This window comes from Amnibacterium flavum, from assembly GCF_003097495.1.
Taxonomy (GTDB): Bacteria; Actinomycetota; Actinomycetes; order Actinomycetales; family Microbacteriaceae; genus Naasia; species Naasia flava.
In genome coordinates, this window is the sequence record NZ_QEOP01000001.1 from 896,661 (window position 1) to 922,685 (window position 26,025).

The window sequence follows — 26,025 nt, forward strand, 5'->3', positions numbered from 1 at the left end:
GTCGGCGGCGGCTCTCACGGGCCGCCGCCGACTTACCCTTGTGACACACCCCTGGTGCAGACGCCAGGTGACTTCGGAGAGAGCATGAGCAACAACCCGATCCTGACGATGACCGACATCGTCAAGGACTTCAACGGCGTCAAGGCGCTGAACGGCGTGAGCATCACCGTCGCCCGCGGCGAGGTGCACGCGATCTGCGGCGAGAACGGCGCAGGCAAGTCGACGCTCATGAAGGTGCTGAGCGGCGTCTACCCCCACGGCAGCTTCGACGGAACGATCAAGTTCGAAGACAAAGAGGTCTCGTACCGTTCCATCAACGACAGCGAGCACGACGGCATCGTCATCATCCACCAGGAGCTCGCGCTCAGCCCCTACCTCTCGATCGCCGAGAACATCTTCCTCGGTAACGAGATCCAGAAGGGCGGGGTGATCGACTGGAACAAGACCAACTCCGAGGCGGTCAAGCTGCTCGCCCGCGTGGGTCTCGATGAGAATCCCGCGACGAAGATCCTCGAGCTGGGCGTCGGCAAGCAGCAGCTCGTCGAGATCGCCAAGGCGCTGTCGAAGCGGGTCAAGCTGCTCATCCTCGACGAGCCGACCGCCGCGCTGAACGACGACGACTCGGCCCACCTGCTCGACCTGATCAACCACCTGCGCGAGCAGGGCATCACCTCGATCATCATCAGCCACAAGTTGAAGGAGATCCGGGCCATCGCCGACACGGTGACCGTGATCCGCGACGGCTCCACGATCGAGGCGTTCCCCGTCGAGGACAGCGACTCGATCGAGACCCGCATCATCCGCGACATGGTGGGACGCTCGCTCGACAACCAGTTCCCGCCGCGCGATCCGCACATCGGCGGCGAGAAGTTCCGGGTCGAGCACTGGAACGCCTACCACCCGGTCGACGTCAACCGGAAGGTCGTCGACGACGCCTCCTTCCACGTGAACGCGGGCGAGATCGTCGGCTTCGCGGGCCTCATGGGTGCCGGCCGCACCGAGCTCGCCATGAGCATCTTCGGCCGCTCCTACGGCAACTCGATCACCGGCAAGGTGTTCAAGGACGGCGTCGAGATCTCCACCAAGACCGTCGACGAGGCGATCAAGAACGGCCTCGCCTACGCCACAGAGGACCGCAAGCGCTACGGCCTCAACCTGATCGGCAGCATCACGGTCAACGTGTCCGCGGCCGCGCTGGGCAAGCTCGCCAAGCTCGGGGTCATCGACCGCAACCGCGAGTACGCGGTGGCCGAGGACTACCGCAAGAAGATGAACATCAAGACCTCCTCGGTCTCGGCGCTCACCGGGAGGCTCTCGGGCGGCAACCAGCAGAAGGTCGTCCTGAGCAAGTGGATCTACTCCGGTCCCGACGTGCTCATCCTCGACGAGCCGACGCGAGGCATCGACGTCGGAGCCAAGTACGAGATCTACGGCATCATCAACGAGCTGGCGGCCCAGGGCAAAGCCGTGATCGTCATCTCGTCCGAACTGCCCGAACTGATCGGCCTCGCCGATCGCATCTACACCATCTCCGAAGGTCGCATCACCGGTGAGTTGTCCCGCGAGGACGCGACCCAGGAGAACCTCATGCGCTACATGACCGCAGGACGCACCGAAGGAGCCAGCAAGTGACCACGACAGCCCCCGAGCAGGCGGGCCCCGCCGCTTCGCCGTCCGAGCCCGGCAAGCCGCGCCGCCGCGTCCGGCTCGACCTGCGCCAGTACGGCATCCTCGCCGCACTCGCGGTCATCATCCTGCTGTTCCAGGTGCTCACCGGTGGCCGTCTGCTCTACCCGGGCAACGTCAGCAACCTGATCCAGCAGAACGCCTACGTCCTGATCCTCGCGATCGGCATGGTCATCGTCATCATCGCCGGCCACATCGACCTGTCGGTCGGTTCGGTCGTCGCGACGGTCGGCGCCATCGCGGCCCTCTCGATGCAGTCGTGGGGTCTGCCGTGGTACATCGCGGTCATCCTGTCGCTCGTCGTCGGCGCGGTGATCGGCGCCTGGCAGGGGTTCTGGGTCGCGTTCGTCGGCATACCGGCGTTCATCGTGACCCTGGCGGGCATGCTCGTCTTCCGTGGGCTCGCCCTCGTGCTGCTCACCGGCGGAACGATCAGCGGTCTGCCGCAGGAGTTCAACGCGATCGGCTCGGGCACGCTCCCCACAGCCGGCAGCCCCGACCTGGTGACCTTCGCCATCGGCATCATCGCCTCGCTCGCCGTGGTGTTCAGCCAGCTGCGCACCCGCGCCACGCTTCGCAAGCTCGAGCTGCCCCGTGAGCGTGCGGTGTCCTTCTGGGTGAAGATCGCGATCGCGGTCCTCGCGATCATGTACGTGAGCTACCTGCTCGCCTACAACCGCGGCACCCCGATCATCCTGCTGATCCTCGCCGCGCTGGTGCTGATCTACTCGTTCGTCCTCAACCGCACGGTGTTCGGCCGTCACGTCTACGCGATGGGTGGAAACCTGTTCGCCGCGCAGATGTCGGGCGTGAAGACGAAGTGGGTCAACTTCTTCATCTTCGTCAACATGGGTCTGCTCGCCGGCCTCGCCGGTGTCGTCAGCACCGCTCGCGCCGGTAGCGCCGTCGCCTCGGCCGGTCAGAGCTTCGAGCTCGACGCCATCGCCGCGGTCTTCATCGGCGGTGCGGCGGTCCAGGGTGGAGTCGGTACCGTCATCGGCGCCGTCATCGGTGGTCTGGTCATGGGTGTCCTCAACCAGGGTCTGTCGATCCTCTCGGTCGACGCCGCATGGCAGCAGGTCATCAAGGGCCTCGTGCTCCTCCTCGCCGTCGCGTTCGACGTGATCAGCAAGCGCCGCTCCGGCCGCTGATCGATCGCAGTTCGATGGGTCGGAACCTCCGGGTTCCGACCCATCGGTCGTTTCCGCGACACCGGGAGAGCGCCAAGTGACTGTCACATCCGGCGGAAGCGCCCGATGTGACAAGGTCGGCTGTCACATATCCCGCGGTGCATAATGGTCGCGCCGCCGCATACTGCGGAAGCAGTGAGGGTCAGCGTTGTCCACCGAGAGCACCGACGGGTCGGCGGGACGCGGCGCTGACCGTGCCGCGAGCATCCGCGACGTCGCTCGCCTGGCCGATGTGTCGCACCAGACGGTCTCCCGGGTGCTCAACAACCACCCGAGCATCCGCGACACCACCCGCGACCGTGTGCTCGCCGCGATGGAGCAGCTGCAATACCGACCGAATCGGGCCGCCCGCGCGCTCGTGACCAGCCGGTCGCGGACCATTGGCATCCTGACCTCGACCCGAGCGCACTACGGGCCCTCCACGAGCATCCAGTCGGTCGAGGCGGCCGCGCGCGAGGCGGACTACACCGTCGTCACCGCGAACGCTCCGCATCCCGACGAGGCCACGATCGTGGACGCCTTCGACCACCTCATCGATCAGGCCGTCGAGGGGATCGTGATCATCGCGCCCCAGGTGCGGGTGTTCTCCGCCATCGAGAGGATGAATCTCCGCGTTCCCTACGTGACGCTGCAATCGACGCACGAGCTGGGGGCGAACGCGGTGCACGTCGACCAGATGGCGGGGGCCCGCGCCGCGACCCGGCACCTCATCGAACTCGGACACCGCAGCATCTACCACCTGGCCGGTCCCCAGGACTGGATCGAGGCGGAGGCGAGGATGCGCGGCTTCCTCGCCGAGATGTCCGACAACGACGTGCCGACGACCGCACCGATCCTCGGGGACTGGACGGCCGACTTCGGGTACCGCGCCGGCACGGAGCTCCTGCGCTTCCGCGACTTCACAGCGGTCTTCTCCTCGAACGACCAGATGGCCCTCGGTCTGCTGCACGCGATCCGCGACGCCGGTCTCGACTGCCCGCGCGACATCAGCGTGGTCGGGTTCGACGACATCCCCGAGGCGTCGCACTTCTGGCCGCCCCTCACGACCGTGAGTCAGGACTTCGCCGAGATCGGCCGCCGCTGCGTCGAACTGCTGCTCGGCAGGATCGCCGGCGAGGCTCCTCAGGGGCCGCCGATCACCCCCGCACTCATCGTCAGGAACTCGACCTCCCATCCCGCATTCTGATCTCGCACGGGCCCGTCGGGGCGTTACCGAAGCGAGACCGAACCCGGGATTGACAGCCTGAGGCGCGCTGGGCTTAGTATTGCCCCGGTCAATGTGACCGTTCACATCGAAGACGACGTGACCAGGACGATGAGGTGCTGACGTGGGTTTCTCTCCCGAGATCGAAGTCGCCATCGTCCGTGCCCGCGCCGAGTTGAGCCGCTCCCACCACGACCTCGTCCGTCGCGATCTGGTCACCTCCGACGAGGCGCAGATCTCCGTCCGCGTCCCCGGGGCCGACCTCCTGGTCATCACCTCCGTCGACGTCCACTACGACGACGTCGCACCGGAGAACCTGGTCGTCTGCGATCTGCGTGGAGTGGTCGCCAGCGACAGCCTGGGCAGCGAGCTCTCGCCCGCGCTCGAGGCGGCGGCTCATGGATACCTGTACCGCACGATGCCCGAGGTCGGCGCGGTCGTGCACACGCACTCGCCCTATGCGGTCGCCTGGGCCGCCATCTCCGAGCCCATCCCGAGCGTCCTCACGACCGTTGCGGCCCGCTTCGGCGGCGACATCCCGGTGGGTCCGCTCGTGACCTCGAGCGACGAATCCCTCGGACACGCGATCGCCGACGTCCTGGCCGGGGCGCGCTCGCGGGCCGTGCTCATGCGCGGACACGGACCGTTCACCGTCGGTGCCGATGCACGGGCCGCCGTCGATCGGGCCCTCCAGGTCGAGGAGGTGGCGCGAGCCGTCTATCTCGCCCGCGGAGTCGGCGATCCGCAGGCGCTCGCGCAGACCGATGTCGATGCGCTCTTCGCGGCGCGCGACGCACCCGGCTCGCGATTGGCGGCTCCCGCATGACGGGCGGGCCGACTCCGACCCATCGGACGCCACCGGCGCCGATCACCAGACCTCGGACCGCGTGTCCGGGACATCCCAGGAAGCCTCTCGACAACGGCGTCCGAAGCGAAAAACGAAAGGAAACACAGTGAAGAAGAAGGCACTGGTCGCATTCGCGGCCGCTGGCGCACTCCTCGCCTCGCTGGCTGCGTGCAGCAGCGGCGGCGACTCAGGCGGGGGTGACGCAGGAGCGGGCGGCGGCGAGCTCGTCGGCGTCGCGATGCCCACGCAGTCGTCCGAGCGCTGGATCGCGGACGGCAACAACGTCAAGGAGCAGCTCGAGGACGAAGGGTTCACCGTCGACCTCCAGTACGCCGAGGACGACATCCCGACCCAGATCAGCCAGATCGAGAACATGATCACCAAGGGTGCGGTCGCCCTCATCGTGGCCGCGAAGGACGGATCGGCTCTGACCACCGTCCTCGAAGAGGCAGCCAGCCAGGACATCGCCGTCATCGCGTACGACCGACTCCTCGTCGACACCGACGCGGTGAGCTACTACGCGACGTTCGACAACTACCTCGTCGGCCAGCAGCAGGCCTACTCGGTGCTCAACGGGCTCGGTCTGACCGACCTCGACGGCAAGGCTCTCCCGGACGCCCCCGCAGGGCCGTTCAACATCGAACTGTTCGCCGGCTCGCCCGACGACAACAACGCCACGTTCTTCTTCAACGGGTCGATGGACGTCCTGCAGCCTTACATCGATGACAAGACCCTCGTCGTGAAGTCGGGTCAGACCGACTTCCAGGTCGTCGCCACGCAGGACTGGAAGCTCGAGAACGCCCAGTCGCGCATGGAGGACCTGCTCACGTCCACCTACTCGGACGGCACCCAGGTCGACGCGGTCCTGTCGCCCTACGACGGACTGAGCCGTGGAATCATCTCCGCACTCACCGACGCCGGCTACGCGGTCGGACCGGACTGGCCCATCATCTCGGGTCAGGACGCCGAGCTCGACTCGGTCAAGGCCATCGTCGACGGCGAGCAGTACGCGACGATCTTCAAGGACACTCGCGAACTCGCTGCCGAAGCGGTCAAGATGACCATTGCCGTCCTGAACGGCGAGGAGCCCGAGGTCAACAACACGACCGACTACGACAACGGAGTGAAGGTCGTCCCGTCCTACCTCCTGAGCCCGGTCATCGTCACCAAGGAGAACGTCACGTCCGCCCTGGTCGACACCGGTTACTGGACGCAGGACGAGATCGACGGCTGATAGTCGACCTCTGAGTCCGGTGGCGGCCGTTCCGACGGCCGCCACCGGGCTCCTGCAGGATCAGCCCCGCCCGGAAGATCAGCCCCCACCAGAAAGAGTCGGATCCGGAAAATGACTACGAACATCTTGGAGATGCGCAGCATCACCAAAGAGTTCCCCGGCGTCAAGGCGCTGCAGAACGTCTCCCTGAACGTCGCCCGCGGCGAGGTGCACGCCATCTGCGGTGAGAACGGCGCGGGGAAGTCGACGCTCATGAAGGTGCTCTCCGGGGTCTACCCGTTCGGCACCTACACCGGCGACATCGTCTTCGAGAACGAGACGCTCGAACTCGGCAACATCCGCGACAGCGAAGCCAAGGGCATCGTCATCATCCATCAGGAGCTGGCGCTCAGCCCTTATCTGTCGATCGCCGAGAACATCTTCCTCAACAACGAGATCAGGGTCGCTTCGGCCTCATCGACTGGCAGAAGACCAACGCGGAGGCGCAGACGCTGCTGACCCGCGTCGGCCTGCGCGAGAAGTCGACGACCAAGATCATGGACATCGGCGTCGGCAAGCAGCAGCTCGTCGAGATCGCCAAGGCGCTGTCCAAGCGCGTGAAGCTGCTGATCCTCGACGAGCCGACGGCCGCCCTCAACGACGAGGACTCCGATCACCTGCTCGATCTGATCCTGCAGCTCAAGGAGCAGGGCATCACGAGCATCATCATCAGCCACAAGCTGAACGAGATCAAACGCATCGCCGACTCCGTCACGGTCATCCGCGACGGCAAGAGCATCGAGACGATGACCAAGGACGAGGTGAGCGAGGACCGCATCATCAAGGACATGGTCGGCCGGGACCTCGAGCACCGCTATCCCGACCACACGCCGTCGATCGGAGACGAGATCCTCCGGGTCGAGAACTGGACGGCCCACCACCCCCAGGACACGAGCCGGGTCGTCGTCGACAACGTCAACCTCTCGGTGCGTCGGGGCGAGATCGTCGGCATCGCCGGCCTCATGGGTGCCGGTCGGACCGAGTTCGCGATGAGCCTGTTCGGCCGTTCGTACGGCGCGAAGATCAGCGGCAAGGTGTTCAAGAACGGCCAGGAGATCAAGACCCGGACGGTCACCGAGGCGATCGAGAACGGGCTCGCCTACGTGACCGAGGATCGCAAGCTCTACGGTCTCAATCTGATCGAGGACATCAAGCGCAACATCTCGCTCGCCTCGCTCAAGAAGCTCGAACGGCTCGGACTCATCGACGACGGCAAGGAGTTCGACGTCGCGAACGAGTACCGCAGGAGCATGAACATCAAGTCGCCGACCGTGCTGGCGAAGACGGGCAAGCTGTCCGGCGGCAACCAGCAGAAGGTGGTGCTATCGAAGTGGATCTACTCCGACCCCGACGTGCTGATCCTCGATGAGCCGACCCGAGGGATCGACGTCGGAGCCAAGTACGAGATCTACACGATCATCAACAGGCTCGCGGCCGAGGGCAAGGGCATCATCGTGATCTCGTCGGAGCTGCCCGAGCTGCTCGGCATCTGCGATCGCATCTACGCGATCTCGGAGGGCAGGATCACGGGCGAACTGCCCATCGAAGGAGCAACCCCCGAGGTGCTCATCAAGTACATGACCATGGAAGCACCCCGATGAGGGTCTCGACGAGGAGCCGGAACTGACATGACCAACACTGAAATCCGTCCGGGAGGCGGCCCGGTGGGCACCGAGGAGATCGGTCCGCCCCAGAACCGGTTCACCGCGGCGATCGCCCACATCCTCGCCGACCTCGGCAAGAACGGCATCTTCATCGCGCTGATCGTGGTGATCGCCCTCTTCGGAGTGCTCACGAACGGCATCCTGCTCCGCCCGCAGAACATCTCCAACCTGATCGTGCAGAACGGCTACATCCTGATCCTCGCGATCGGGATGGTGCTCGTCATCGTCGCCGGCCACATCGACCTGTCCGTCGGTTCGGTCGCGGCGTTCGTCGGCGCGATCTCGGGCGTGTTCGCGGTGCGGATGGGCCTCGACTGGTGGCTCGCGATCCTGCTCTCGCTGCTCGTCGGCGCCATCGTCGGCGCGTGGCAGGGGTTCTGGATCGCCTACGTCGGGATACCCGCGTTCATCGTCACCCTCGCGGGCATGCTCATCTTCCGCGGGGCTGCGCTGATCGTGCTGGGCAGCTCGAACATCGGCTCGTTCCCCGCGGAGTACCGCTCCCTCGGGAACGGCTTCATCGAGCTGGCCCCCATCGACCTGGGGCCGAGGTCGTCGCTCGACCTCGTCACCCTGTCGGTCGGTGCGATCGCGATCATCGGGCTCATCGTGCAGCAGCTGCGCACGCGCGTGGGGCGTCAGAAGTACGGGCAGGACACCGAGCCGCTCGCCTTCTTCATCGCCAAGCTGGTGCTGGTGTCGGCGGGTATCGGGTTCTTCTTCTACTCGCTCGCCGCGGCCAAGGGCATCCCCGTCACGCTGATCATCCTGGGCGTTCTGGTGCTGATCTACACGACCGTCGCGAACAGGACCGTGTTCGGCCGGCACATCTTCGCCATCGGCGGAAACAGGCACGCGGCCGAACTGTCGGGCATCAAGACGCGGTCCGTCGACTTCTGGCTGTTCGTCAACATGGGCGTGCTGGCCGCGATCGCGGGCGTCATCTTCACCGCACGCCTCAACATCGCCGGTCCCCAGGCCGGTGACGGCTTCGAGCTGGAGGCCATCTCGGCGGCCTTCATCGGAGGCGCGGCGGTGCAGGGCGGTGTCGGCACGATCAGCGGCGCCATCATCGGTGGATTCATCATCGGCGTGCTCAACAACGGCATGTCCATCCTGAGCATCGGAAGCGACTGGCAGCAGGCGGTGAAGGGCCTCGTGCTCCTGCTGGCTGTGGCCTTCGACGTCTTCAACAAGCGCCGCTCGGGCGGACGCTGAGTCCTCGGGGTGCTGCGGCGGTCTCGCCGCGGCACCCCGAAGCGCCTTCGGCGGGCTTCGGCGTCAGCTGGAGGAGTCTGCGGGCTCGGCGGAATCTGCGCGCTTCGCACCCGGCCGGTCGAAGAACGGAGTCACGTCGCGGCCGCCGAGCCAGCACACGAGCTCGCCCGCGGTGCCCCGGATCGCGGGTCCCGCTCCGATCAGCCAATCGGCGTCGGCCGCGACGAGCGAGCGACCCACCAGTACGCCGCGGAGCGGGGTGGGGGCGGCGGCCGCCAGGCCGAGAGCGACAGCACCGGATGCGCGAGGCTCGACCGGGTCGGCGACCTCCAGCGGCACAGTGACGTCGTAGGCGTGCTGGACGACGGCGGTCAGTGCGCCGAGACCGCGCCGACCGGAACCGGCGGCGAACTCCTCGCCCCGGTGACGCAGCGCGGCCGTCATCTCCGTCGGTTCGACGGCCGACGCTGAGCCGCGCCTCAGCAGTGCGCGCGGCTCCAACGCGCGGACGAGATCCGCGATCGTCTCCGCGACGCTCGGTCGGCCGTGCCCGCGTCTCGGGGTGAGCGCATCCGACGCCCACTGCTCGTCGGTCAGCGAATCGAGCGCCGAGGCGAGCGCCATCAGAGTGCGCCCGGTGTACGGGCGCCAGTCGCTGCTGACCGACGACTCGTCCTCGCCGGCGCGGCGCTGACTGAACGGCAGCTGCTGCCAGACATCGGACATGTCCGTCAGCGTACGCCGACGCGGACCGCCGGCGCATTCACGGCAGCCGTGCGGGGACGTCCTGCTCGGACGCCCCCGGTGGGCGTCAGTAGATGGCGCGGGCGGCCGCGTAGGCCTCGCGGATCTCTGGGCGGGTGTCGGATGCAGGACGGGCGATGATGCTGACCGACCACTCCGGGCGGACGCCGGTGAGCGCCCACGCGGCCTGAACCGCCGCACCGGAGGCGACGTACTCACCGGGCTCGGGGATCTCGACCTGGGCATCGAAGACCTGCGCGGCGATCGCCTGCACGGCGTCGTTCTGCGCCGCACCGCCGATCAGCAGGACGCGCTTCTCGCGGAGGCCGACGGCGCGGACGGCGTCGAGCCCATCGGCGAGGGCGCACAGCATGCCCTCGATCGCGGCGCGAGCCAGGTTCGGGCGCGTCGTGGACGCGAGGGACATCCCGGAGAGTGTCGCCTTCGCATCGGGCAGGTTGGGGGTGCGCTCGCCCTCGAAGTAGGGCACGAGCACGAGACCGTCGGCTCCGGGAGCGGCCTCGAGCGCCAGGTCGCCGAGCGCCGTGTGGTCGACTCCGAGAAGCGCGGTCGTCACGTCGAGGATGCGCGCGGCGTTCAGGGTGGCGACGAGCGGCAGGAACAGCCCGGACGCGTCGGCGAATCCGGCGACCGTGCCCGTCGGGTCGGCGGAGGCGACCTGTGTGACGGCGAAGACGGTTCCGCTCGTGCCGATGGACACGACGACATCGCCCTCTTCGGCACCGAGACCGAGTGCGGCCCCCGCGTTGTCACCGGCACCGGGCCCGACGACGATGCCCTCCGGCACGCCGGCGTCGGCCTGGGCGACTGTGGTGCCCGCGAGCTCGGACGGACCGAGGACCCGGGGGAGGACGGCGTCGTGGCCGAGGGCGGCGACGAGCAGATCGCGGTCGTACTCGCCAGCGCCGGGGTTCCAGTACGAGGTTCCGCTCGCATCCGACCGGTCGGTGACGAGAGCGGACAGGTCGGGACCGAGCGGGCTCTCGCCCTGGGGGCCGTAGCCCAGCAGGCGCCACGTCAGCCAGTCGTGGGGGAGTGCGACCGCGGCGACCTTGGCCGCGTTCTCGGGCTCCGCGTCGCGAAGCCAGCGGAGCTTCGTGGCGGTGAACGACGCGACGGGCGTCGAGCCGGTGCGCTTGATCAGATCCTCGGCGCCGAACTCCTCGATGAGCGCCTTCGCAGCGGCGGAGGAGCGGGTGTCGTTCCAGAGGAGCGCGTCGCGGATGACGGCGCCCGACTCGTCGAGCACGACCATGCCGTGCTGCTGACCGGCGACCGAGATGGCGGCGACGTCATCGAGACCGCCCGCGTCGGCGATCGCCGTCTGCAGGGCCGCCCACCAGGCGGCGGGATCGACCTCGGTGCCGACCGGGTGCGTCGCACGACCCGAGCGGATCATCTGACCCGACTCGAGGTCCCTGACTACGATCTTGCAGCTCTGGGTCGAGGAATCGACACCGGCGACGAGCGTCATTGCTTCTCTTCTCTGAAGGCGGGTGAATCCCGGGAGTTGGTTCAAGCGCCGGCGGGCGGCGCAGAAAGGCCCGGCTCCGACCCTACGGCAGAAGCCGCAGACGCCGGAGCCGGGTCCGATTCGTGCGAAGGGTCAGCGCGCGCCGAGCAGGTGCTCGGTGGCGAGCTGCTGCAGGCGGACGAAGCCGAAGCCCTTGCCGTTGAAGTACGCCGAGGCGTCGAAGTCCTCGTACGCCGAACGGTCGGCGAGGATGTCGTCGTAGCTCTCGCCCTCGTTCAGGGTCGGGACCGACAGCTCGGTGACCTTCGAGGCCTCGAGTGCCTCCTGGACCTCGGGGTCGGCGCGGAATGCGGCAGCGCGCTCCTTGAGGAGGAGGTAGTTGCGCATGTTCGCGGCGGCCGAGTCCCAGACTCCGGTCTCGTCCTCGGTGCGGCTCGGCTTGTAGTCGAAGTGGCGGGGACCGTCGTAGGCCTTGCCGCCCGCGGGGCCGCCGTTCTCGAGGAGGTCGACGAGGGCGAACGCGTTGTACAGGTCGCCGTGACCGAAGACGAGGTCCTGGTCGTACTTGATGCCGCGCTGGCCGTTGAGGTCGATGTGGTAGAGCTTCTCGTGGTACAGCGCCTGCGCGATTCCGGCGGCGAAGTTGAGTCCCGCCATCTGCTCGTGGCCGACCTCGGGGTTGACGCCGACCAGCTCGGGGCGCTCGAGGCTGTTGATGAAGGCGAGTGCGTGGCCGAGCGTCGGGAGCAGGATGTCGCCGCGGGGCTCGTTGGGCTTGGGCTCGATCGCGAAGCGGATGTCGTAACCCTTGTCGGTCACGTAGTCGCCCAGCAGGTTGACGGCCTCGCGGTAGCGCTCGAGCGCCTGGCGGATGTCCTTCGCGGAGTCGTACTCGGCGCCTTCGCGGCCACCCCACATGACGAACGTCTTCGCGCCGAGCTCGGCGGCGAGGTCGATGTTGCGGAGGACCTTGCGGAGCGCGAAGCGACGGATGGCGCGGTCGTTCGAGGTGAAGCCGCCGTCCTTGAAGACCGGAGCGCTGAAGAGGTTGGTGGTCACCATCGGCACGATGAGGCCGGTGTCGGCGAGAGCCTGCTTGAGGCGGTCGATCTGGTTCTGACGCTCGGCGTCGGTCGAGCCGAAGGCGAAGAGGTCGTCATCGTGGAACGTGAGGCCGTACGCACCCAGTTCGTTGAGCTTCTCGACGACGTGGACGACGTCGAGGTTGCTGCGGGTCGGGCCGCCGAACGGGTCGGCTCCCGTGTAGTCGACGGTCCAGAGACCGAAGGAGAACTTATCGGCGCGGGTAGGTGCGTCAGCCATGGTGGGTCCTGTCTGTTTCAACATCATCGGTGAGAATGTTCTAGGCGCCAACTTATTCGCCCTGCGGGCAGGTGTCAAACGATAAGGTCAAGCCGTGGAGACCGCTCGCAACAACGATGAACTGCGCAGGGCGAACCTGTCGCGCGTTCTGTCGATGCTGCACCAGAGCGGGCCGCAGGCGCGCACGGAACTGACCCGCCGGACCGGGCTCAACCGGTCGACGATCGGCGGGATCATCGCCGATCTGGCCGCCGTCGGACTGGTCGAGGAATCGTGGACGACCGGCTCAGAACCTCGGGGCGTCGGCAGGCCGAGCCCCACGGCGGCGACGACCGGTCGAGCCGTCGCCATCGCGCTGAACCCCGAGCTCGACGCGGTCTCCGCGGCTGCCGTGACGCTCGGCGGTGTGGTGCTGCAGCGCACCCGCCGAGAGCTGGCCTCTCCCGTCACGGTCGACGAGGCGCTCGAGATCTCCGCCGAACTGGTCGCGGACCTCATCGCAGGGATGAGTGCTGACGCGGTCCTGGTCGGCATCGGGGTCGCTGTCCCCGGTCTCGTGAGCGGGGTCGACGGCATCGTCCGGAACGCCCCGCACCTCGGCTGGTCCGAGTCGACCTTCGCGGCCGACCTCGCCGAGCTGACCGGCATTCCGACCTCCATCGCGAACGATGCCGCCGTCGGTGCGCGCGCCGAGCGCATCTTCGGAGCGGGTCGCGGCGTCGACGACCTCGTCTACCTCAACGGCGGTGCCAGCGGCATCGGCGGCGGAGTCCTGTCGGAGGGCCGCGCGGTGCGCGGGGTCGACGGCTACGCGGGGGAGTTCGGTCACATGCTGGTGCCGACCGTCGACGGGGCCGCTCGCCTCGAGGACGTGGTCGAGCGCTCGGCCCTGCTGAGTGCGCTCGATCTGACCAGCGCAGACGAGCGCACGCTGCATCGACGCCTCGTCGAGGATGCGACCGACGAGGTGCGCGCCGAGGTCGAGCGGCAGGCGAGAGTGCTCGCGGTGGCGATCGCGAACGTCATCACCACCCTCAACCCTCGTCTCGTCGTGCTCGGAGGGTTCCTCGCCTCGCTCCTCGCCACCGCGCCCGAGACCGTGCGAGCCCAGGTGGCCGCGAGCGCACTGCGCGAGCCGATGGCCACGGCCGAGGTCGTTCCCGCCGAGCTGGGACCCGACCTGCTGTTCATCGGGGCCGCCGAGCTCGCCTTCGAGGCGGTGCTCTCCGATCCGCTGGCCACGATGGAACGCGACTCCTCCTCATCCTCGCGGCCGTCGGGGCGGCCGTGAGCGCGGCGCCCCCCAGCTGGCCCGACCTCCCCGCATCGCACCGCCGGGTCCTGCTCGAACTGCTGATCCACGGCGAGGAGTCGCGGGTGCGTCTCGCCGAGCGGATCGACATGTCGCGTGCGAGCCTCACTCGGATCGTGCGCGAACTCGTCGAGCTCGGCTTCGTCATCGAGGGGCAGTCCCGGCCGAGTGTCACGAGGGGACGGCCGCAGGAGATGCTGCACCTGCGGGCCGATGCTGCACGGTTCGTCGGCATCAAGCTCACGGGGGACGCGCTCTACGCGGTGCTGCTCGATCTCGAGGCGAGTGTCATCGACCGGCGCGAAGAGGCTCTCGCCTCCCGCGACCCCGACTCGGTCGTCGACCTGATCCGCCAGGTGACCGATGAACTCCTCGGCGACCACGCCGTGCCCGCGGTCATCGGCATCGGCCTCGCGGGCGACGTGCTCCGGCAGGGCGAGGTCGAGGTGGTCGAACGGTCCAACTTCCTCGGTTGGGACCCGCCGGTCCCGCTGCGCTCGCTCGTCGAGCGGGCCACCTGCATCCGCACCGTCGTCACCAACGACGTGCACGCCCTCGCGGGTGCCCACCACTGGTTCGGCAGCGGCGACGAGGACGAGTCGATCGTGGTCTACGGCCTCGGTGCCGGCATCGGCAGCGGTGTGGTCATCGACGGCGATCTGATGGAGGGCGTGCACGGGCGGAGCGGCCGGGTGGGCCACGCTCGGATCGGCGGCGCGGGGCGGGTCTGCGACAACGGCCACACCGACTGCGTGCACAGCTTCATCACCATGCCCGCGATCGAGCACAACGCCGGCGTCGCGCCCGGCGAGTACGCGCTCGCGGTGAGTCGCGCCCACCAGGGCGATCCCGTCGCGCTCGACTCGTTCCGCCGAGCGGCCTTCGCCCTGGGAGCCGTGATCGCCGAGTCGGTCAACGCGTTCGACCCCGGCGCCGTGAGCGTGATGGGGGAGGGGCTCGACATGCTCGACCTCGCGCCCGAGGAGGTCCCTCGCGCGCTCGCCGAGTATCTCGAGCAGCTCTCGCCCGACGACGTGAGGATCGAGCGGCCCCGGTTCGACTTCGGTCTCTACGCTCGCGGGGCGGCGGTATCGGCGATGCGCACGGTTCTCTCCTCGTAATTGTTTTGTCGCTTGACAAAATCAAATCCCGTGCCTGAAGCTGTACCCGGGAGCGCTCCCAGAGAGGGCGCTCGGCACACAGCACCCAAGCAAAGGAGCTTCTCTATGCGTTCACGGCGATCTCGGTGGATTGCATCCGCCGCCGCTCTCACGGTCAGCGCCCTGGCGCTCGCCGGCTGCTCGGCCTCCGGGTCCGGCGAAGACGACAACACTCTGAAGCTGTGGCACTTCGAAGCCCAGAACAGCGCGATGGGCATCGCCTGGGATGAGGCGATCAAGGTCTTCGAAGAGGAGACCGGCGCCAAGGTCGAGTACGAGGAGAAGGCCTTCGAGCAGATCCGCTCGACCGCCAGCCAGGTCCTCAACTCCGACCAGGCCCCCGACATCCTCGAGTACAACAAGGGCAACGCGACGGCCGGCCTCCTCGCCAGCCAGGGCCTGCTGACCCCGATCACCGACGCCGTCGACGAGTACGGATGGGCGGACAAGCTCGCCCCCGCGCTCCAGACCACCGCTCGCTACAGCGAAGACGGAGTCATGGGCTCCGGCGACTGGTACGGAATCCCCAACTACGGCGAGTACGTGACCATGTACTACAACAAGGACGCCTTCGCCGCGAAGGGCATCGAGGTCCCGACCACGCTCGCCGAGCTCGAGACCGCTATGGACGCGTTCGTCGCCGACGGCACCACCCCTCTCGCGGAGGCGGCACTCGAGTACCCGCTGGGGCAGCTCTGGTACCAGCTCGCGCTGAGCAAGTCGGACCGCCAGTGGGTCAACGACTACCAGCTCTACGAGAACCCGGTCGACTGGACCGGCGAGCCGCTCACCTACGCGACCGACACCCTCACCGACTGGACGGACGCCGGCTACATCTCGACCGACGCGACCGGCCTGAAGGCTGAGGACGCCGGAGTTTCGTTCATCAACGGCGAGAGCCCGCTGTTCTTCTCCGGCAGCTGGTGGTACGGCCGCTTCGTCGACGAGATCGACTCGTTCGACTGGGGCATCTTCCAGTTCCCCGAGTCCGAGCTGAGCCTCGGTTCCGCCGGCAACATGTGGGTCGTCCCCGCGAACGCGAAGAACCCCGACCTGGCCTACAAGTTCATCGACATCACGATGCGCCCCGAGATCCAGGCCCTGATCGGCAACAACGGCGGTCTGCCCGTCGCGGCCGACGTCGCCGACATCACGGACCCGAAGAGCCAGGAGCTGATCGAGGGCTTCAACGCGGTCAACGAGGAGGACGGTCTGGCCTTCTACCCCGACTGGCCCACGCCGACGTTCTACGACGACATCGTCGCCAACCTGCAGGAGCTCTTGAACGGCACGAAGGACACCGACGGCGTGCTCACGACGCTCGGTGACGGCTACGACTCGTACGTCGAGGACTTCCGCAAGTAGTCGGTCCGCGGTCCCGTCGGCCTCGCGGCCGACGGGACCGCCAACCAGGCCGCGCGCAGCGTTCGCGCGGTCGGTCAGAGGTGGGAAGCATGGCAACACAGGTTCCGTTCGTGCGCGCACAGCGCCCGAAGAAGCAGCGCGAGGTGAGCGCGTTCCCCGACCGGGGTGGACGCGCCGCGGGATGGTGGCTCTACCTCATCCCGGGTCTCGCCCTCCTCACGTTCGTCGTGCTGATCCCGCTCGTCTGGAACGTGTACCTCTCCTTCACGGAGTACCGGGGCATCCGTCCTCCCGAGTGGATCGGGCTCGAGAACTGGGTCAAGCTCATCGGCGACGAGGAGTTCTGGGCCTCGTTCCGGAACACGATCGCGATGATCGTCGCGATGGTCATCGTGCCGACGGTGCTCGGCCTGCTGATCGCGGCCGTGCTCTTCGACATCGTCGGACGCAAGTTCGGCGGCCGGACCGCCAGCTTCCTCCGCGCCACGTACTACCTGCCGCAGATCCTCCCCGTCGCCGTCGCCGGCATCGTGATCGGCTGGATCCTCCGGCCGCAGAACGGTGCGCTCAACGAGATCCTCGGCTACGTGGGGCTCGGGGACCTCGCCCACAACTGGCTGGGGAGCCCCGACACCGCGCTCCTCAGCATCATGGTCGTGCTCATCTGGGTGCAGCTCGGCTACCCCGTCGTCATCTTCATGGCGGCGCTGCAGCGAGTCGACCCCGAGCTCTACGAGGCGGCGGAACTCGACGGCGCCGGCTGGTGGCAGCGCTTCCGCGCGATCACCGTCGGCATGATCCGCCCCGAGATCTTCGTCGTCACCCTCACCTGCACGATCGCGGCGCTGAAGGTGTTCGGCCCCATCTACGTGCTGACCCGCGGCGGGCCCGGAACGAGCACGCTTGTGCCGAGCTACTACGCGTACAGCGAGTTCTTCCAATCGCAGCAGGTGGGCTACGGAGCCACCATCGCGACCGCTCTCACCATCCTCATCGGCATCGTCGCCGTCTTCTTCCTCCGCGCGCAGAGCGCAGCGGAGCGCGCAGACCGGGAGGGCCTGTGACCACCTCGACCCCCGCGCTGACCGTCCCGGCGGCGACCGAGGGCACGGCGAACCGGCCGGCCCCGCGTCAGAACAAGCGCAACAAGCCCACCGGTGTCGACATCCTCGTTCTGGTGCTGACGATCGTCGGCGCCATCGCGATCGCCTTCCCGTTCCTCTTGATCCTCATCAACTCGTTCAAGTCGCCGGCCGACTACAACAGCACGGGCCCTCTCTCGTTCCCGGGCTCGCTGTACCTCGACGGCATCGTGAACTTCTGGGAGCGGGTCAACTTCCCCGAGAAGCTGTGGAACTCGATCTGGATCTCGGGAACCGTCGCGGTCTTCGCGGTCGTCATCTCGGTGCTCAACGCCTTCGCGATCGGCATCGGGCGCATCCGAGGCAACACCTGGGTGGTGCTCGCGTTCCTGCTCGCGAACCTGCTGCCCCAGGAGGCACTGCTCTACCCGCTCTACAACATGTTCAAGGCCGTCGGGCTGTACAACAACCCGTGGTCGGTGGTGATCATCTTCACCGTCATCCAGAGCGCGTTCGGCACCTACCTGCTGGCCTCCGTGTTCGGGACCTTCCCGAAGGAGGTCCTCGAGGCGGCGGCGCTCGACGGCGCATCGCGTTGGACGACGCTGTGGCGGGTCATCGTGCCGATCAGCAGGCCGACGCTCAGCGTTCTGCTCATCTTCTTCTTCATCTGGACGTGGAACGAGTTCCTGATCCCGCTCACCTTCCTGGTCGACAACTCGACCCAGACGGTGCCGGTCGCGATCAGCGTGCTCCAGGGCGACCGACTCATGGATGTCACGACGACGAGCGCCTCCGCGCTCCTCGGCGTCATCCCGACGCTCATCTTCTTCCTCATCTTCCAGCGCACCCTGACCCGCGGTATCACCGCGGGCGCGGTCAAGTAGCACCCGCTCCACCATCACCGGCTCCGGCCGGACCCGAAAGGTCACCATGAAGTTCACCGACGGTTTCTGGCAGCTTCGCCCAGGAGTCGACGCGCTCTACGCCCGCGAGATCTACGACGTTGACGTCGCGGGGCGCGAGATCGTCCTGACCGCACCGACGGTCCCGATCACCTCGCGCGGCGCGACGCTCAACCGTCCGACCTTCACGGTCACGCTGTGGTCGCCGTCGGTCGGCGTGATCGGCGTTCGGGCCGAGCACTTCCAGGGGCGCCCGCGCCCGATGGGCTTCGACCTCGTCGGCGCGGCTCCGGACGGCGTCGGCACGGTCGAGACGCTCGAGGACGGCACCACCCGTCTCGTCTCAGGCGACCTCGTCGCCACGGTCCGCGAGAAGGGCCCGTGGGGCATCGAGTTCACCTCGAACGGCCGCGTCCTCACCGCGAGCGGTCTGAAATCACTCGGCTACATGACGCTGGCGCCCGACGCACAGGTCGACGGCGGGCCGGTCGGGAACGCCCGTGCCGCCACGAGTGCGCCGAGCTCGCGCACCTACATCCACGAGCAGCTCGACCTGAGCGTCGGCGAGACCATCTACGGCCTCGGCGAACGCTTCGGCCCGGTCGTCAAGAACGGCCAGACCGTCGACATCTGGAACGCCGACGGCGGAACCTCCAGCGAGCAGGCCTACAAGAACGTCCCCTTCCACCTGTCGAGCCGCGGCTACGGCGTGCTCGTGAACGACGCGGGCGCCGTCAGCTACGAGGTCGGCTCCGAGGCCGTCGAGCGCGTCCAGTTCTCCGTCCCCGGCGAGAGCATCGAGTACTTCATCGTCGACGGGCCGACCCCGAAGGACGTGCTCACCCGCTACACCGAGCTCACCGGTCGGCCCGCCGAGGTGCCCGCCTGGTCGTTCGGGCTGTGGCTCACGACGAGCTTCACGACCGACTACGACGAGGCGACCGTCAACGAGTTCATCGACGGGATGATGGAGCGCGACCTGCCGCTCGGCGTCTTCCACTTCGACTGCTTCTGGATGCGCGAGTTCAACTGGTGCGACTTCGAGTGGGATCCCCGCGTCTTCCCGGATCCCGACGGCATGCTCGCGCGTCTGCACGAGCGCGACCTGCGGGTCTGCGTCTGGATCAATCCGTACATCGCCCAGCGCTCGCCGCTGTTCCGCGAGGGCGCGGACGCCGGCTACCTGGTGAAGCGTCCCGACGGCTCGGTCTGGCAGTGGGACCTCTGGCAGGCGGGCATGGCTCTCGTCGACTTCACCAACCCCGAGGCGACGGCCTGGTACCAGGGCAAACTGCGGGCGCTGCTCGATCAGGGCGTCGACTGCTTCAAGACCGACTTCGGCGAGCGAATCCCGCTCGAGGTCGACTACTTCGACGGCTCCGCCCCCGACCGCATGCACAACATGTACACGCAGCTGTACAACAAGGCCGTGTTCGACGTGCTCGAGGAGCAGCGCGGCAAGGGCGATGCCGTCCTGTTCGCGCGCTCGGCGACCGCCGGTGGGCAGCAGCTCCCTGTGCACTGGGGCGGCGACTCGACCTCGACCTACTCGTCGATGGCCGAGACGCTGCGCGGCGGACTCTCGCTCTCGCTCAGCGGCTTCGGGTTCTGGAGCCACGACATCGGCGGTTTTGAGGGGACGCCCGACGCGGGAGTGTTCAAGAGGTGGGTGGCGTTCGGTCTGCTCGGCAGCCACTCGCGTCTGCACGGCTCGAACTCCTACCGGGTGCCGTGGGTGTTCGACGACGGCAGTGAGGCCGAGGGGCAGAGCGCGGTGGAGGTCACCCGCAAGTTCCTGAAGCTCAAGCTCCAGCTGATGCCGTACCTCTACGCCGCGGGCCGCGAGGCGAGCGCGACCGGCATCCCCGTGATGCGGCCGATGCTGCTCGAGTTCCCCGAGGACCAGACCGCGCGCCAGCTCGACCGCCAGTACATGCTCGGCGCCGACGTGCTCGTCGCGCCCGTCTTCGACGCCGCGGGTGAGGTGGAGTTCTACCTGCCCGCAGGCATCTGGACCAACCACTGGACCGGTGAGCGCGTCGAGGGCGGCCGCTGGCTGCGCGAGACGCACGGGTTCGACTCCCTGCCCCTCTACATCCGCGGCGGGGCCGTACTGCCGTGGGGTGCGCGCACCGACAAGGCCGACTACGACTATCTCGACGGACTCGTGCTCGAACTGCACCCCGACGGGCGCGACGGATCTCGTACCCTCGAGGTGACGACGCCCGACGGACGTGTCGCGACGTTCGAGGTCGAGACGAGCGCATCCGGCGCCGTCGTCAGCTCGGATTCGCCGGCCGCATTCTCGGTCCGGCTCCCCGGCGGCGACCCGGTTGCCGCCTCATCTGGAAAGGCCGGCCTCGAATGGTGACGTCAGGTTCCCCCGACTACCGCGACGGCGGACTCGAGTTCGCCCCCGACTTCGTCATCGGCTCGGCGACCGCGTCGTACCAGATCGAGGGCGCCGCCTTCGAGGACGGGCGCGGGCCGTCGATCTGGGACACGTACTCCCACACTCCCGGCAACATCTGGAACGACGACAACGGCGACGTGGCCGACGACCACTACCACCGTGTCGATTCCGACCTCGACCTGATGGCCGACCTGGGTCTCGACTCGTACCGTTTCTCGATCGCGTGGCCGCGCATCCAGGCCACCGGTTCGGGTCCGGCGAACGAGAGGGGACTCTCGTTCTACTCGCGTCTCGTCGACGGGCTCCTCGAGCGGGGGATCCGACCCATCGCCACCCTGTACCACTGGGACCTCCCGCAGGCTCTCGAGGATCAGGGCGGCTGGACCGCTCGCGCCACCGCGGAGCGCTTCGCCGAGTACGCCGAGATCGCGGCTCGGGCGCTCGGGGACCGCGTGCACACCTGGACGACTCTCAACGAGCCGTGGTGCTCGGCCTATCTCGGCTACGGCTCCGGCGCTCACGCCCCCGGCCGGACCGACGGAGCCGCGGCTCTCTCGGCGGTCCACCACCTCAACCTCGCGCACGGTCTCGCGGTGAGCGCCATCCGCTCCGCCGCCACGAACGACCCCGACCTGTCGGTCACGCTCAACTTCCACGTGATCCGCGGCGACGACGAGACGACCCCCGAGGCGCGCCGTCGCATCGACGCGCTGGCGAACCGGGCGTTCACCGGCCCGATGCTGAAAGGCGAGTACCCGGCAGACCTGATCGAGGACACCGCGTCGGTCACCGACTGGTCGTTCCTCCGCGACGGCGACACGGAGCTCATCCACCAGCCGATCGACGTTCTCGGCGTCAACTACTACTCGACCGTGACAGTCAAGATGTGGGACGGCGTCTCGCCGCGGCAGAACGCCGACGGGCACAAGGACGTGGGCGGATCGCCGTGGCCGGGCAGCCGCGATGTCGAGTTCCTGACCCAGCCGGGGCCGTACACGGAGATGGGCTGGAACATCGCCCCCGACGGACTCGAGGAGCTGCTGCTCGATCTGCACGAGCAGTTCCCCGATCAGCCGCTCATGATCACCGAGAACGGGGCCGCCTTCGCGGACGAGGTCGTCGACGGCGAGGTGCACGACGCCGACCGCGTCGACTACCTCAACCGGCACTTCACCGCGGCGCACCGGGCGATCGAGAAGGGCGTCGACCTGCGCGGGTACACCGTCTGGTCGCTGCTCGACAACTTCGAGTGGGGCTACGGCTACTCGAAGCGGTTCGGCATCGTCCGCGTCGACTACGACACGCAGCTGCGCACCGTGAAGGACAGCGGCAAGTGGGTCGCCCGGACGATCCGGGATCGGCGCACTCCGTCGGTGTGAGTTCCGGTCGATCCGGGGGAGGCGTCGTCGTCCCGCGGGCCGACGACGGAGGTTCCCCGCTGGTCACCTTTCGCACGTCGGTCATATGCTCGGGGTATCACCAAATCCGATCAGAAGGACTCTCGATGACGCGACCTATCACTCTGTTCACCGGCCAGTGGGCCGATCTGCCCTTCGAAGAGGTGGCCCGACTCGCCGGCGAGTGGGGATTCGACGGGCTGGAGATCGCCTGCTGGGGCGATCATCTCGACCCCAACCGCGGCGCAACCGACGATGATTACATCGCGGATCGTCTCGAGATCCTCAAGCGCAACAACCTCGAGGTGTTCACGATCGCGAACCACCTCAAAGGACAGGCGGTGTGCGACGACCCGATCGACGCCCGCCACCGCGACATCCTCCCCGACTCCGTGTGGGGCGACGGCGACCCCGACGGGGTCCGCGCCCGCGCTGCGGAGGAGATGAAGAACACCGCCCGCACGGCGGCCCGACTCGGGGCGAAGACCGTGACCGGATTCACCGGATCATCGATCTGGAAGTACGTCGCGATGTTCCCGCCGGTCGCCGCCGAGCTCGTCGAGGCCGGCTACCGCGACTTCGCCGACCGCTGGAACCCCATCCTCGACGTGTTCGATGAGGTGGGCGTCCGCTTCGCGAGCGAGACGCACCCGAGCGAGATCCACTACGACTACTGGACGACCAAGGCGGCGCTCGACGCCATCGAGCACCGCGAGGCGTTCGGCATCAACTGGGACCCCAGTCACTTCGTCTGGCAGGACCTCGACTCGGTCGGGTACCTCTGGGACTTCCAGGACCGCATCTACCACGTGCACGCCAAGGACACGAAGAAGCGCCTGAACGGCCGCAACGGGCGTCTCGGCTCGCACCTGGCCTGGGCGGATCCCCGCCGCGGCTGGGACTTCATCTCGGTCGGCCACGGCGACGTGCCGTGGGAGGACGCGTTCCGCATGCTGAACGCCATCGGCTACGAGGGTCCTCTCTCGGTCGAATGGGAGGACGCCGGCATGGATCGTCTCATCGGAGCCCCCGAGGCACGCGCCTTCGTGGAGAAGTTCAGCTTCGACGCACCAGGGAGCGCCTTCGACGCCGCGTTCAGCACGCGCTGATCGCACCTGTTCGGGACCTCCCCACTCCCTGAGGGCTGGCGGGGAGGTCTCGAACCTGTGCAGGCCGAGTGATCGGGCCATGAGTTACTGAAGTACCGCGGGCGCCGAGGTTGCCGCTTTCGCATCCATCGTCGATCCAGAAAGCAGCCCCGTGTCCGTCAGCCATCCCGGCGACAGTCTGACCCGTCCGAAGCGCATCCTCTACATCGTCGTCCTCGGGGCCCTGGTCGGTCTCGGGCCGTTCACGATCGACCTGTACCTGCCGGCCTTCCCCGCCCTCACCGAGGACTTCGGGGTAGGCGACGCGGTCATCCAGCTGACACTGACGGGAACGACCATCGGGTTCGGGCTCGGGCAACTGTTCGTGGGCCCGTGGAGCGACCGGGTCGGGCGCCGCATCCCCCTCCTCGTCGCCACGGGGCTGCACATCGTGGCATCCCTCGGTGCCGCGCTCTCGCCCGATGTCGTCGTGCTCGGCGGCTTCCGAGTGCTGCAGGGCATCGGCGCAGCGGGGGGCGGAGTGGTCGCGATGGCCATGGTGCGGGACATGTTCGGCGGTCGCCCGCTGGTCCGCATGCTCTCGCGCCTCGCTCTGGTCACCTCGCTCGCGCCGATCCTCGCCCCCGTCATCGGCAGCCAGCTCCTGCGCATCACCGACTGGCGCGGCATCTTCTACGTGCTCGCCGCCTACGGACTTTTCGTCCTCCTCGCCGCGGGGCTCTCGATCGGGGAGACGATGCCCGCGCGCGGCCCGGATGCGGAAGCGCGTCGAACAGTCGGCGAGCGGTACCGCGCGCTCTTCACCGATCGGATCTTCGTCGGAATCGCGCTGCTCGGTGGCATGATGTTCTCCGGGCTGTTCTCCTACCTCTCCGCGTCGCCGTTCCTCTTCCAGGAGGTCTTCGACCTGTCGCCCCAGGAGTTCGGGCTGCTCTTCGGCATCAACTCGGTCGGGATCCTGGTCGGCAATCAGACGGCGTCGAGGCTCACGAAGGTCGTCGGTCCGCAGTGGATACTCGCCTGTACGACGGCGGTCCAGGTGCTCTCATCGGCCGCGATCGTCATCGGCGTCCTGCTCGGTTTCGGGTTCGTCGGCATCGTGATCCCGTTGTTCCTCTTCATCCTCTGCTGCGGCTTCGCATTCCCGTGCATCCAGGTGATCGCCCTCGCGCATCACGGCAAGGAGGCGGGGACCGCGGCATCGATCCTCGGCGCGGCGAACTTCGGCCTCGCCGGCCTCATCTCGCCCGTCGTCGGCGCGCTCGGGATCTCGTCCGCTCTGCCGATGGGCTCGGTGATGCTGGCGACCGCCCTGATCGGCACCGCGTCGCTCTGGTTCATCGTGCGCCCGCGCACCGTGCCGGCGCTCGAAGACTGACGAACTGCCCACTTCGGGCACTTTCCGGGCGCGAACACTGCCCGAAGCGGGCAGGTCAGCCGGCGGCGGCCTGCGCCGCCCTGCGTGCATCGCCGCGTCGGCGCACCGCCGCCTTGAACCGCTCGGTGTCGGGGATGCGGGCGAGCATGGGGCCGGCGATCACGGTGATGAGCACATAGGCGGTGGCGAGCGGGGCGAGCTGCGGTTCGACGCCCGCGCTGACGGCGAGACCCGCGATGACGATCGAGAACTCGCCTCGGGCGGTGAGGGCGAAGCCGGCGCGCCAGCGACCGGGAACCCCGATGCCCGCCCGCTTCGCGGCCAGATAGCCGGTCACGACCTTCGTCGAGATCGTGATGGCGGCGAGCACGAGGGCCGGGATCAGGACGGGAACGATCGCCACCGGATCGGTCGAGAGCCCGAAGAACACGAAGAACACCGTGGCGAAGAGGTCGCGCAGGGGAGTGAGAACGCGTTCGGCGGAATGCGCGACCTGGCCCGAGAGGGCGATGCCGACGAGGAACGCGCCGACCGCGGCGGAGACGTTGGCCTGCTGGGCGAGACCGGCGACGAGAAGGGTGAGGCCGAGCACACCGAGCAGCAGCGACTCGGGCTGGTTCTCGGCGAACAGCTTGGAGATGAGGCGTCCGTGGCGGAGGGCCAGGTAGAGGATGACGAGCACGACGACGACGGCGACGATCAGCGTTGTCGCACCCGCCAGTAAGCCGGCGCCGATGAGCAGGGTCGACAGCAGGGGCAGGTAGAAGGCCATGGCCAGGTCTTCGATGACGAGCACCGACAGGATGGTCGGCGTCTCGCGGTTGCCGAGTCGGCCGAGATCGCCGAGCACCTTCGCGACCACACCGGACGACGAGACCCAGGTCACCCCGGCCAGAGCGACGGCGGCGATCGGACCCCAGCCGAGGATGAGCGCGAACGCGGCACCGGGCAGTGCATTGAGCGCGGCATCGATGAGTCCGGCGATTCGGGAGCGCTTCAGCGAGACCAGCAGCTCAGAGGCGGTGTACTCGAGCCCCAGCATCGCAAGAAGGAGGATGACGCCGATCTCGCTGCCGACCTCGAGGAAGTCCTCGCTCGCGGCGAGGGGCAGCCAGCCGCCGTGCCCGAAGGCGAGTCCCGCGAGCAGGTAGAGCGGGATCGGGGAGATCCCGAAGCGACCGCCGAGTCGGCCGAGGAGGCTGAGCCCGAGCAGGAGGGCGCCCACCTCGACGAGTAGAAGGGTGGTGTCGCTCACTCGCG

General features: G+C 67.9%; 20 protein-coding genes and 1 pseudogene. 17 read left to right on the forward strand and 4 right to left on the reverse strand.

The genetic code is table 11. The annotated features are described in order from the left end of the window. Nucleotides 1-84: 84 nt before the first annotated feature. The 8 genes and pseudogenes from mmsA to mmsB (DDQ50_RS04290) all read left to right on the forward strand — a co-directional run bounded on the left by mmsA (nt 85) and on the right by mmsB (DDQ50_RS04290) (nt 9,082). Nucleotides 85-1,632, forward strand: coding sequence for a multiple monosaccharide ABC transporter ATP-binding protein (mmsA, locus tag DDQ50_RS04260; protein ID WP_116755439.1), 1,548 nt, complete (start codon nt 85-87; stop codon nt 1,630-1,632). After that, nucleotides 1,629-2,837, forward strand: coding sequence for a multiple monosaccharide ABC transporter permease (mmsB, locus tag DDQ50_RS04265; protein ID WP_116755440.1), 1,209 nt, complete (start codon nt 1,629-1,631; stop codon nt 2,835-2,837). Before mmsA ends, mmsB (DDQ50_RS04265) begins: the two co-directional genes overlap by 4 nt. A gap of 187 nt (nt 2,838-3,024) precedes the next feature. After that, a complete protein-coding gene (locus DDQ50_RS04270; protein ID WP_116755441.1) occupies nt 3,025-4,062 on the forward strand; it encodes a LacI family DNA-binding transcriptional regulator in 1,038 nt (345 codons plus the stop codon). Nucleotides 4,063-4,204: 142 nt separating this feature from the next. Next, nucleotides 4,205-4,906, forward strand: a complete 702-nt coding sequence (locus DDQ50_RS04275) for a class II aldolase/adducin family protein (RefSeq protein WP_116755442.1) — start codon at nt 4,205-4,207, stop codon at nt 4,904-4,906. A 127-nt stretch (nt 4,907-5,033) separates the two neighbouring features. Then, the gene (gene chvE, locus DDQ50_RS04280; protein ID WP_240614228.1) at nt 5,034-6,161 is read left to right on the forward strand and encodes a multiple monosaccharide ABC transporter substrate-binding protein; all 1,128 of its coding nucleotides are present in this window, start codon (nt 5,034-5,036) and stop codon (nt 6,159-6,161) included. A gap of 132 nt (nt 6,162-6,293) precedes the next feature. Further along, nucleotides 6,294-6,730 (forward strand): annotated as a pseudogene (locus DDQ50_RS17650) (ATP-binding cassette domain-containing protein); the annotation flags it as partial. A 432-nt stretch (nt 6,731-7,162) separates the two neighbouring features. Continuing rightward, complete coding sequence (locus tag DDQ50_RS17655; RefSeq protein WP_240614287.1) at nt 7,163-7,801, forward strand: ATP-binding cassette domain-containing protein; 639 nt, start codon at nt 7,163-7,165, stop codon at nt 7,799-7,801. Nucleotides 7,802-7,828: 27 nt separating this feature from the next. Next, on the forward strand, nt 7,829-9,082 hold the full coding sequence (gene mmsB, locus DDQ50_RS04290; protein ID WP_116755444.1) for a multiple monosaccharide ABC transporter permease: 1,254 nt from the start codon (nt 7,829-7,831) through the stop codon (nt 9,080-9,082). Nucleotides 9,083-9,145: 63 nt separating this feature from the next. On the opposite strand, the gene DDQ50_RS04295 is transcribed toward mmsB (DDQ50_RS04290), so the two are convergent. The 3 genes from DDQ50_RS04295 to xylA all read right to left on the reverse strand — a co-directional run bounded on the left by DDQ50_RS04295 (nt 9,146) and on the right by xylA (nt 12,644). Beyond that, nucleotides 9,146-9,808, reverse strand: a complete 663-nt coding sequence (locus tag DDQ50_RS04295) for a hypothetical protein (protein ID WP_116755445.1) — start codon at nt 9,806-9,808, stop codon at nt 9,146-9,148. 85 nt (nt 9,809-9,893) lie between these two features. Beyond that, the gene (gene xylB / locus DDQ50_RS04300; RefSeq protein ID WP_116755446.1) at nt 9,894-11,321 is read right to left on the reverse strand and encodes a xylulokinase; all 1,428 of its coding nucleotides are present in this window, start codon (nt 11,319-11,321) and stop codon (nt 9,894-9,896) included. Nucleotides 11,322-11,453: 132 nt separating this feature from the next. After that, nucleotides 11,454-12,644: a xylose isomerase gene (xylA, locus tag DDQ50_RS04305; RefSeq protein WP_116755447.1), complete on the reverse strand. Its 1,191-nt coding sequence runs from the start codon at nt 12,642-12,644 to the stop codon at nt 11,454-11,456. Nucleotides 12,645-12,738: 94 nt separating this feature from the next. Between xylA and DDQ50_RS04310 the strand changes: the two genes are divergently transcribed. The 9 genes from DDQ50_RS04310 (at nt 12,739) to DDQ50_RS04350 (ending at nt 24,765) form a co-directional block, all read left to right on the forward strand. Then, nucleotides 12,739-13,935, forward strand: a complete 1,197-nt coding sequence (locus DDQ50_RS04310) for an ROK family transcriptional regulator (RefSeq protein ID WP_240614229.1) — start codon at nt 12,739-12,741, stop codon at nt 13,933-13,935. Further along, entirely contained in the window at nt 13,932-15,077 is a 1,146-nt protein-coding gene (locus DDQ50_RS04315) for an ROK family transcriptional regulator (RefSeq protein ID WP_116755448.1), read from the forward strand. The genes DDQ50_RS04310 and DDQ50_RS04315 overlap by 4 nt, the downstream gene beginning before the upstream one ends. 105 nt (nt 15,078-15,182) lie before the next feature. Beyond that, the gene (locus DDQ50_RS04320) at nt 15,183-16,481 is read left to right on the forward strand and encodes an ABC transporter substrate-binding protein (RefSeq protein WP_116755449.1); all 1,299 of its coding nucleotides are present in this window, start codon (nt 15,183-15,185) and stop codon (nt 16,479-16,481) included. A gap of 89 nt (nt 16,482-16,570) precedes the next feature. Then, nucleotides 16,571-17,545, forward strand: coding sequence for a carbohydrate ABC transporter permease (locus DDQ50_RS04325; protein WP_116755450.1), 975 nt, complete (start codon nt 16,571-16,573; stop codon nt 17,543-17,545). 17 nt (nt 17,546-17,562) lie between these two features. Further along, nucleotides 17,563-18,450, forward strand: a complete 888-nt coding sequence (locus tag DDQ50_RS04330) for a carbohydrate ABC transporter permease (protein WP_116756087.1) — start codon at nt 17,563-17,565, stop codon at nt 18,448-18,450. A gap of 46 nt (nt 18,451-18,496) precedes the next feature. After that, on the forward strand, nt 18,497-20,839 hold the full coding sequence (gene yicI, locus DDQ50_RS04335) for an alpha-xylosidase (RefSeq protein WP_116755451.1): 2,343 nt from the start codon (nt 18,497-18,499) through the stop codon (nt 20,837-20,839). Continuing rightward, nucleotides 20,833-22,260, forward strand: a complete 1,428-nt coding sequence (locus DDQ50_RS04340; protein WP_116755452.1) for a GH1 family beta-glucosidase — start codon at nt 20,833-20,835, stop codon at nt 22,258-22,260. The genes yicI and DDQ50_RS04340 overlap by 7 nt, the downstream gene beginning before the upstream one ends. Before the next feature lie 125 nt (nt 22,261-22,385). Next, nucleotides 22,386-23,387, forward strand: coding sequence for a sugar phosphate isomerase/epimerase family protein (locus DDQ50_RS04345; protein ID WP_116755453.1), 1,002 nt, complete (start codon nt 22,386-22,388; stop codon nt 23,385-23,387). Nucleotides 23,388-23,538: 151 nt separating this feature from the next. Beyond that, the gene (locus DDQ50_RS04350) at nt 23,539-24,765 is read left to right on the forward strand and encodes a multidrug effflux MFS transporter (RefSeq protein WP_116755454.1); all 1,227 of its coding nucleotides are present in this window, start codon (nt 23,539-23,541) and stop codon (nt 24,763-24,765) included. A 55-nt stretch (nt 24,766-24,820) separates the two neighbouring features. Here DDQ50_RS04350 and DDQ50_RS04355 read toward each other — a convergent pair whose 3' ends face one another. Beyond that, nucleotides 24,821-26,020, reverse strand: coding sequence for a cation:proton antiporter (locus DDQ50_RS04355; protein WP_116755455.1), 1,200 nt, complete (start codon nt 26,018-26,020; stop codon nt 24,821-24,823). Nucleotides 26,021-26,025: the final 5 nt, after the last annotated feature.